Source organism: Castellaniella sp. (assembly GCF_004321985.1).
Classification (GTDB): domain Bacteria; phylum Pseudomonadota; class Gammaproteobacteria; order Burkholderiales; family Burkholderiaceae_B; genus Castellaniella.
The window spans coordinates 1-6,603 of sequence record NZ_SCQN01000036.1; the positions used below are offsets into that span (position 1 = coordinate 1).

Sequence of the window (6,603 nt, forward strand, 5' to 3'; positions counted from 1 at the left end):
ACGCCCCGGCAGGTCGGCCTTACCTCTTTTGGTGGTCAGCCGGTTTCATCCTGCTTCGGCGAATACTTTACGGGGTTCGGGCAAGCGCAGATTACTGAAAATGGAAAGGCGTACCCGGCATCTATGGGCAAGCGACACCGCAATCTAATCGACCAAATTACCACCTGGGACAACCTGCAAGAGGCCTACCGCAAGACGGTCAAGGGCAAGCGGGGATCGTTCGGGTACTTGGAATTTAAGGAGTACGACAAGGCCAACCTGCGAGCCATCCAGAATGAGCTGCAGGCGGGCATCTATCGGCGCAACGCATACCGGGAATTCATGATCTATGAACCCAAGCCCCGGGTCATTTCGGCTCTGGACTTCAGTGATCGCCTGGTGGAACACGCTATCTGCAATGTGGTGGAACCGATTCTGGAAGCCACCATGCTGCCTTACGCCTTCGCCTGCCGCGTGGGCTACGGTGCGCATCGGGGTGTCATGCACATCCAGGCGGCCATGCGCCGAGGCGGGTACACGCACTTTGCGCAGACCGACTTTTCTAAATTCTTTCCCAGCGTCCAGCACGGCCCCTTATTCGACATGGTGGCCAAGAAGATCCACTGCACGGCCACGCTGGCGCTGATCCGGGAAATGCTGCCGCATGACGGCTTGGGCTTGCCCATCGGAAGCCTGCTGTCCAAGGTGCTGGCGAACCTCTACGCCCAGCCCATCGACAGGATGGTGCATTACGACTTCGGGCAACCGCCTTGGGCGCGGTACATGGATGACATCGTGGTGCTGGGCAATGACCCGGCGCAGCTGCATGACGTCTATGAAGGTATCAAGACCACGGCAGCCGACCAGCTGGGCCTGAGAATTTCCCGCTGGCAGGTCGCCCCGGTATCACGTGGCATCAACTTCCTGGGCTACCGCATTTGGCCCGGTCACAAGCTGCTGCGCAAGAATTCCGTGCTGCGGGCCAAGCGCAAGGTGGGCAAGTTCATCGAACACACCAATACCGAAGGCCTGCGCAAGTTCCTGGCCGCCTGGACGGGCCATGCGCAGTGGGCCGATTCGCACAACCTCATTTCCTGGATGGAGAACCACTATGGCATTGCTTGTCATTAATACCCGGGCCGATCTTGACGCCCTGGCGGGCACCCCCGAACACGACGCATTCATGGCCCGTCTGGCCGGGAGCCTCTGGCGCCTGGAACGCGATGATGTTGCGCTGACCTGGAAGGCCGTCGAAGATGACACGATCATCGCGCGCTTCGGCTTTGCGCGAACTGACTTCCCCCTCGCCGTGGCGCCCAGCCTACCTGTCTACGTGCCCCCACCGTCTTCCGTGCCCCATACGGTCAGCCGGGCACAAGGCAAGACGGCACTCATCCAGGCCGGCAAGTGGGATGCCGTCACGGCGTATGTCGCGGCCATTGCCGATCCCACGCAGAAGGCGCTGGCCAACGTGGCGCTGAACGATACCCAGGACTGGCGGCGTGATTCACCGTTCCTGAGCCAGGCGGCCGCAGCCGTCGGGTTGACCAGCGCCAACCTGGACGCGCTGTTTACGGCTGCGGCCGCCATCGTGCTGTAAGGAGCCTTCGCATGATCCTGCCATACCTCACTTGGACAACCCTGGTTTTCGCTGCGGCTCTGATTCTGGTGGAGGTTGCCGACTCCACTGGTGATGATCTGACGGTGCGCCCCATCAGCCACTACTTCGGCACAGCCACCAGCGTCGTGCAGGATGCGATGTTCTTGGCCATGGCTGCTGCACTCTGGTACACAGCCTGGACGTTGGGTATGACCTGGCTATCTGCATCACTTGCTGCGGTCGGTCTGGGCCTCGCGCTTGCCATGTCTACCGACACCTGGCCGAGGCTGTATTTCGGCGCGGATCGCGTACTGCACTACACGGGCGCGGCGCTCTGCTTCCTGGCAGGACTTTCGATGATGCTGGCAGTCAGTGATTACACCTACGCCCTCGCTTACGCGTCTGGCGCCCTATTGCTGGTTCTCATCGATCGCAAACAAACAGCCGTCCAGGAAAAACTTGGTGTGCTCATGCTGATTGTGTGGGTGTTCGGTTATTCCCTGAATCTGGCGTGAGGGACTGCGATGCCGCTGTCAGACGACGCTATTGCCATCATCCAAGCCGTGCGGGAAACCACGGGGGGTCTTGAAACGAAACTCGCCGCCATGAAGGCACGGCAGGATGAATTGTTTGAAGGCTTCCCTGGCGGCGATCCAGAGGCCCACAGGCGGTACCACGAATCCATCATCGAGTGGCGGGAGTTGCGCAACCGGATGGTCAAGGAAGCCCTGGTGCACGCCGCCAAGGTCGGCGGAATCGGGGCCTTCGGCTGGATTCTGTATGCGTTGTGGACGGCCTTCAAAATGGAACTCACGAAATGAAACTCATTGATGAATGGAAACAGTGGCACAAATTCTGGTCGATTCGCCTGCAAGCGGCAGGCGTGGCCATCCTCACTCTTGTACAGGGGTTCCCCGATGCTCTCGTCTCTGTTTGGTCTACTCTCCCGACTGATATCACAGCAGCCTTCCCGGCAAGCACCGTCAAGTGGATCGGCATCGCCGTCCTTGTCTGTGGGGTCGGTGCCCGCGTCGTCCAGCAAGATAAGCTCCACGCTGGCATGGGGGGCGAAAGTGGGCCCGGCGTTTCGGGAGACGGTAATCGAGATCTGCAGCAGCCTGCAGATAAACCCTGATTATTTGATGGCCTGCATGGCCTTCGAGTCAGCGGAGACGTTCAGGCCCGACGTGAAGAACGCAGCGGGTTCTGGTGCCGTTGGCCTAATTCAGTTCATGCCCGCAACCGCACAGGGGCTAGGCACGTCTACGCAGGCCCTATCTGCGATGACGGCCGCTGAGCAACTGGATTGGGTGCGCATGTACTTCAAGCCTTACGCAGGGCGTCTGCACACGCTCTCTGACTGCTACATGGCCATTCTGTACCCCAAAGCCATCGGTAAGCCAGAGGATTACCAGCTCTTCGTGCGCCCGTCGATCTACTACACACAAAACGCAGGACTTGACCGGGACCGCAAGGGCTATGTGACGAAGGCCGATGCTGCCGCACTGGTACAGGCCAAGCTCGATCGTGGCTTGCTGCCTACCAACGTGTGGGGTGGAGCATGATCACCGCCCTGCTCGCTCAGATCTGGCCCTACCTGCTGGCCGCAGTGGGCGCCGTTGCTGCTGTGCTGGGCTTCGGTGCTTCGCAGCGGGCGGCAGGCCGACAACAGGAGCAGGCCGCACGCCTGCAGGAGGCCCAAGAGGCCAGGAGGAACGCTGATGCTGTGGCTGAAAAAATTGCTTCGCTGGATGATCGTGCTGTCCTTGATGCCGCTCACAAGTGGGTGCGCGGCGCCAACGAGTAGCAGCTACTGTGAAGTCGCCCAGCCGATCCGCTGGGCCAGCATGGCAGATCTGAATGCCACCCCCGTGGACATCACCCGCCAGGTGGTGCGCCACAATGACCAGTGGGCGGCGTTGTGCAAGACGCGATCCTGACCAAATCTTGACATAGGTAGGCGGAAATTGGGGGAAATACCGGCAAAAACGCAGTGGTCTGTGGGGTGGCTACCCTTGCAAGCCATTGAAATTACTGCGTTTTTACTTTTGCCTACTGGCAAACTGACGGACTGTTAATCCGCAGGTCGCAGGTTCGAACCCTGCTCGGGGAGCCAGGAAAATCAAGGGTTTCGGACGATTTCGAAGCCCTTTGTCTTTTCCGATATGTGATGGTTTATGTGAGGGTCTCACATATCCAGTGGTTTTCAGCTCGCCTCAGCGCGGGCTTTTTTGTGCTTCCGTCTGACGTGACCAAGGGTTCCACCTGGTGTAAAACTACTGTTTTTACGGGCAGTAGATCAGATGCTCACCTGCACTGTCGTCCGCACTCACCACCAGGGCCGAAAGCTCGATCAGCGCGACTGGGAAGAACCTGTGCGAGGGTCCGTCGAGATGGCGTCGATCCGGCGCGAGGATCTGCATCGCGTTGTCGAGTACCTGTGCATCCCACGCCGGCAGGCCAACGATCCGGATGTCATTCCGCCGCTGTGGGAACCGCACTTGCTGACGTTCGGTGGACAGGGAATGATAGTCGTGGGGTTCGAAGAGATCGATGGCTCGCACTACTATCAGGGCTGGTACGTCCGCTGGAATTGATATGTGCGGCAGAATCAAGCAAGCAGAAGAGCTCGACTATTACGAGATCAAGATTCAGTGGCGGCCATCCAGGACGCCGCAAGGCTATCGGCCAAGTCATAACGTGCCGCCCGGAACACGGCCCATCGTGCTGCACCGCCTGGGCGACGGCAGCGAGCAGGTCGATCAATTGTTCTGGGGCTACAAGCCACCATGGTACATACGCGGGCCGGCCAGCAATGCGCGTCTGGACACCGTCCTCAAGGGATCGCCATTCTGGAAGCCCCTGCTGGCCAGGCGCGTCATCGTGCCCGCCGACGGCTGGTATGAGTGGACTGGCGATAAAGGCGACAAGCAGCCCTGGTACATCAGCCCAAAGGACGGCGCACCTAGCAGCAAATATCAGTTGCCAGACGTGAGCGCGCCGATCTGATCGCGCAGTATCAGGCGGTCAGCTCCGCCTGCCGTGCCTGGGCGACTGGCAGAGCCTCTTTACGTCGCCAAGCGATAAAGACAACTGATACAAAGTAAAGGTATCTATCTGTCTTCATGTGCCGCAGACTGAATAAAGCGAGGCAACACGCTCAAGATCCATAACCAATCTGACAGATCGAGCCAACGCCTCCCTTAAAATCGCACGCTCAGCGCATGCGGCCCTCTGCACACCGGCTTCACCGAAGTCGGAACGTTTAGCGATGGGCAATCCTGGCCCAGATACACACAAAACAAACCGGTCAGGCTACTTGGAACTTCCATGACCCTTTACCTCTCACCCACCACCTTTTCTGCTCCAAAGTTGCAGGCCGTAGATATGAACAACCCGCCCGCACCACCTTCGCCGTTCGACGACATCGAGCGCACCAGGCGGTGCGTCAAGGACCGCGCCCGTTTTCTCAAACTGATGAAAACCCGATTTCCTGGATTGCCCTATTAAAACAGGTACTCAAAGGGCCGCTGCGCCCTTGAGCAGTATCTACTGCCAGGCCCCCGGCGACTTACAGCCCCACAAACGCAAAAAGCGGCCGGCCCCTCCGAGGAGAGACCGGCCGTTTTGCTTTGGCCGATGCTACCAGTGCGCGCCGCCGAAGACCCGATCGTGTCAGGAGGTGCTATGGGCGTCCTGTCATCGTTGGGATCAGGGCGCCAGGGATATTGGGCGGCCGGCCTTATGCCCGTAGAATCGAGGCTTTCACCACTCAACCCAATAACGATCAAGGAATTGTCATGACCGTCGAAAATCCGTTCGGAGATAGCCCGAGCAGTCAGCAGCCTAAGACCAGGCCATACCTGGTCCTGATATCCGCAGTAAAGGACAATCTGGCGCTCGCGCAGCAAATCGTGAAGAACATTCAGACCGAGGTGGATGAGCGGGCCGCTCCACTGTGGATCGACTCCAAGGGAATCGGTCTGCTCGTCAACACCGAGCTCGTGGCGTGGGAAATCCGCAAGGAGGCGCTGAGCCTCAACATAAAGACCAGCCCACAGGACGTGAAGGGCTTTCTGGTTCTGGAGATCGGCCCGGACTGGGCGGCGCCCAAAGACGCAACCACGGCGCACTGGCTGGCTAGTCATGTCGGCGACCCCCGACCGGTGCCTTATCAGCGAGATCGAAGTCATTGAGGTCCACGCGACCCGTCAGGTGGTGCCAGCGAACGGTCACACCGACAGCGTGCGCAATGCACAATGGGATCAGGTGACAGGACTTGAAGCCGTGCCATCTTCGCAGAAATGAGCTGCTACGCGGAGTATGCCAGGCGAAGCGCAGCCAAGGATATCCGGGGATTGATCCTCAAATCATCAACGCCCGCTCAGCTGGATTGAATTTCGCCCAGGCTCAGGCTCCACCCGGTTGGGTCGAGCCGGAAGAAAATAGGGTCCAAGGTTTCAAAGGACCCTATCTCACATCTTATGTGTCGGCCTGCCTAGGTGAAGCTTCTGTTAGAGCGGTACGACCTTTGTTGCGCAGGGGCCTTTTTGGCCCTGACCGACAACGAATGAAACACGCTGGTTTTCACTAAGTGTCTTATGACCAGTGCCTTGAATTTCGCTGAAGTGTACGAAGAGGTCCTTGCCGCCATCATCAGGCGTGATGAAGCCGAATCCCTTGTCGTTGTTGAACCACTTCACAATGCCTGTCGATGTTCCCACGGTAAATCCTAGAAAGTTGCACGTTGAGAGAGTGTACTACCGCTTGGCTAAGAGAAAGGCCAAGATCATCACACATGCCGCCTGCGCCCCAAAGGCCGGCTATAAGCGCGCACCGGACGAGGCAGCTTACTCCAGTTTCCAGTTGGATGGTGTCCACATGACTGAGACCGCGCTAGCGCACCTAGACCAGCAGCGTCCCTTCCATCGCCAGCAGCCTGGCCTTGTTTTCAAGGCCGCCCGCGTAACCGGTGAGGCTGCCATTGCTGCCCAGGACGCGGTGGCAGGGTACGATGATCGAGA

The 6,603-nt window shown here is 58.9% G+C and carries 13 protein-coding genes; 11 read left to right on the top strand and 2 right to left on the bottom strand.

The genetic code is table 11. The features are described 5' to 3' along the window. From EPN31_RS07535 to EPN31_RS07585, 11 genes are all read left to right on the top strand, one after another. Positions 1 to 1,110, top strand: a 1,110-nt coding sequence (locus EPN31_RS07535) for a reverse transcriptase domain-containing protein (RefSeq protein ID WP_291771410.1), incomplete at its 5' end; no start/stop codon positions are given. Continuing rightward, a complete protein-coding gene (locus tag EPN31_RS07540) occupies positions 1,091 to 1,579 on the top strand; it encodes a hypothetical protein (RefSeq protein ID WP_291771413.1) in 489 nt (162 codons plus the stop codon). The genes EPN31_RS07535 and EPN31_RS07540, both read left to right, overlap by 20 nt. An 11-nt stretch (positions 1,580 to 1,590) precedes the next feature. Further along, complete coding sequence (locus EPN31_RS07545) at positions 1,591 to 2,094, top strand: hypothetical protein (RefSeq protein ID WP_291771416.1); 504 nt, start codon at positions 1,591 to 1,593, stop codon at positions 2,092 to 2,094. A gap of 9 nt (positions 2,095 to 2,103) precedes the next feature. Continuing rightward, positions 2,104 to 2,400, top strand: coding sequence for a hypothetical protein (locus tag EPN31_RS07550; RefSeq protein ID WP_291771419.1), 297 nt, complete (start codon positions 2,104 to 2,106; stop codon positions 2,398 to 2,400). After that, on the top strand, positions 2,397 to 2,714 hold the full coding sequence (locus tag EPN31_RS07555) for a hypothetical protein (RefSeq protein WP_291771421.1): 318 nt from the start codon (positions 2,397 to 2,399) through the stop codon (positions 2,712 to 2,714). Before EPN31_RS07550 ends, EPN31_RS07555 begins: the two co-directional genes overlap by 4 nt. Before the next feature lie 16 nt (positions 2,715 to 2,730). Further along, complete coding sequence (locus EPN31_RS07560) at positions 2,731 to 3,144, top strand: hypothetical protein (protein ID WP_291771423.1); 414 nt, start codon at positions 2,731 to 2,733, stop codon at positions 3,142 to 3,144. Continuing rightward, complete coding sequence (locus tag EPN31_RS07565) at positions 3,141 to 3,386, top strand: hypothetical protein (RefSeq protein ID WP_291771426.1); 246 nt, start codon at positions 3,141 to 3,143, stop codon at positions 3,384 to 3,386. Before EPN31_RS07560 ends, EPN31_RS07565 begins: the two co-directional genes overlap by 4 nt. Before the next feature lie 496 nt (positions 3,387 to 3,882). After that, positions 3,883 to 4,176: a hypothetical protein gene (locus EPN31_RS07570; protein WP_291771429.1), complete on the top strand. Its 294-nt coding sequence runs from the start codon at positions 3,883 to 3,885 to the stop codon at positions 4,174 to 4,176. Between the two features lies 1 nt (position 4,177). Continuing rightward, a complete protein-coding gene (locus EPN31_RS07575; protein WP_291771432.1) occupies positions 4,178 to 4,588 on the top strand; it encodes an SOS response-associated peptidase family protein in 411 nt (136 codons plus the stop codon). A gap of 321 nt (positions 4,589 to 4,909) precedes the next feature. Next, positions 4,910 to 5,089, top strand: a complete 180-nt coding sequence (locus EPN31_RS07580) for a hypothetical protein (RefSeq protein ID WP_291771435.1) — start codon at positions 4,910 to 4,912, stop codon at positions 5,087 to 5,089. A 290-nt stretch (positions 5,090 to 5,379) separates the two neighbouring features. Beyond that, complete coding sequence (locus tag EPN31_RS07585) at positions 5,380 to 5,775, top strand: hypothetical protein (RefSeq protein WP_291771438.1); 396 nt, start codon at positions 5,380 to 5,382, stop codon at positions 5,773 to 5,775. Between the two features lie 318 nt (positions 5,776 to 6,093). On the opposite strand, the gene EPN31_RS07590 is transcribed toward EPN31_RS07585, so the two are convergent. Both EPN31_RS07590 and EPN31_RS07595 read right to left on the bottom strand, forming a co-directional pair. Next, positions 6,094 to 6,303, bottom strand: a complete 210-nt coding sequence (locus tag EPN31_RS07590; protein ID WP_291771441.1) for a cold-shock protein — start codon at positions 6,301 to 6,303, stop codon at positions 6,094 to 6,096. A 181-nt stretch (positions 6,304 to 6,484) separates the two neighbouring features. After that, a partial coding sequence (locus EPN31_RS07595; RefSeq protein ID WP_291771444.1) for an MGMT family protein occupies positions 6,485 to 6,603 on the bottom strand: 119 nt, incomplete at its 5' end.

What these genes read in the sequence shown, in the direction of transcription:
- EPN31_RS07540 (WP_291771413.1), top strand. Translation starts at nt 1,091, where the DNA reads ATGGCATTGCTTGTCATTAATACCCGGGCCGATCTTGACGCCCTGGCG.
- EPN31_RS07545 (WP_291771416.1), top strand. Translation starts at nt 1,591, where the DNA reads ATGATCCTGCCATACCTCACTTGGACAACCCTGGTTTTCGCTGCGGCT.
- EPN31_RS07550 (WP_291771419.1), top strand. Translation starts at nt 2,104, where the DNA reads ATGCCGCTGTCAGACGACGCTATTGCCATCATCCAAGCCGTGCGGGAA.
- EPN31_RS07555 (WP_291771421.1), top strand. Translation starts at nt 2,397, where the DNA reads ATGAAACTCATTGATGAATGGAAACAGTGGCACAAATTCTGGTCGATT.
- EPN31_RS07560 (WP_291771423.1), top strand. Translation starts at nt 2,731, where the DNA reads ATGGCCTTCGAGTCAGCGGAGACGTTCAGGCCCGACGTGAAGAACGCA.
- EPN31_RS07565 (WP_291771426.1), top strand. Translation starts at nt 3,141, where the DNA reads ATGATCACCGCCCTGCTCGCTCAGATCTGGCCCTACCTGCTGGCCGCA.
- EPN31_RS07570 (WP_291771429.1), top strand. Translation starts at nt 3,883, where the DNA reads ATGCTCACCTGCACTGTCGTCCGCACTCACCACCAGGGCCGAAAGCTC.
- EPN31_RS07575 (WP_291771432.1), top strand. Translation starts at nt 4,178, where the DNA reads ATGTGCGGCAGAATCAAGCAAGCAGAAGAGCTCGACTATTACGAGATC.
- EPN31_RS07580 (WP_291771435.1), top strand. Translation starts at nt 4,910, where the DNA reads ATGACCCTTTACCTCTCACCCACCACCTTTTCTGCTCCAAAGTTGCAG.
- EPN31_RS07585 (WP_291771438.1), top strand. Translation starts at nt 5,380, where the DNA reads ATGACCGTCGAAAATCCGTTCGGAGATAGCCCGAGCAGTCAGCAGCCT.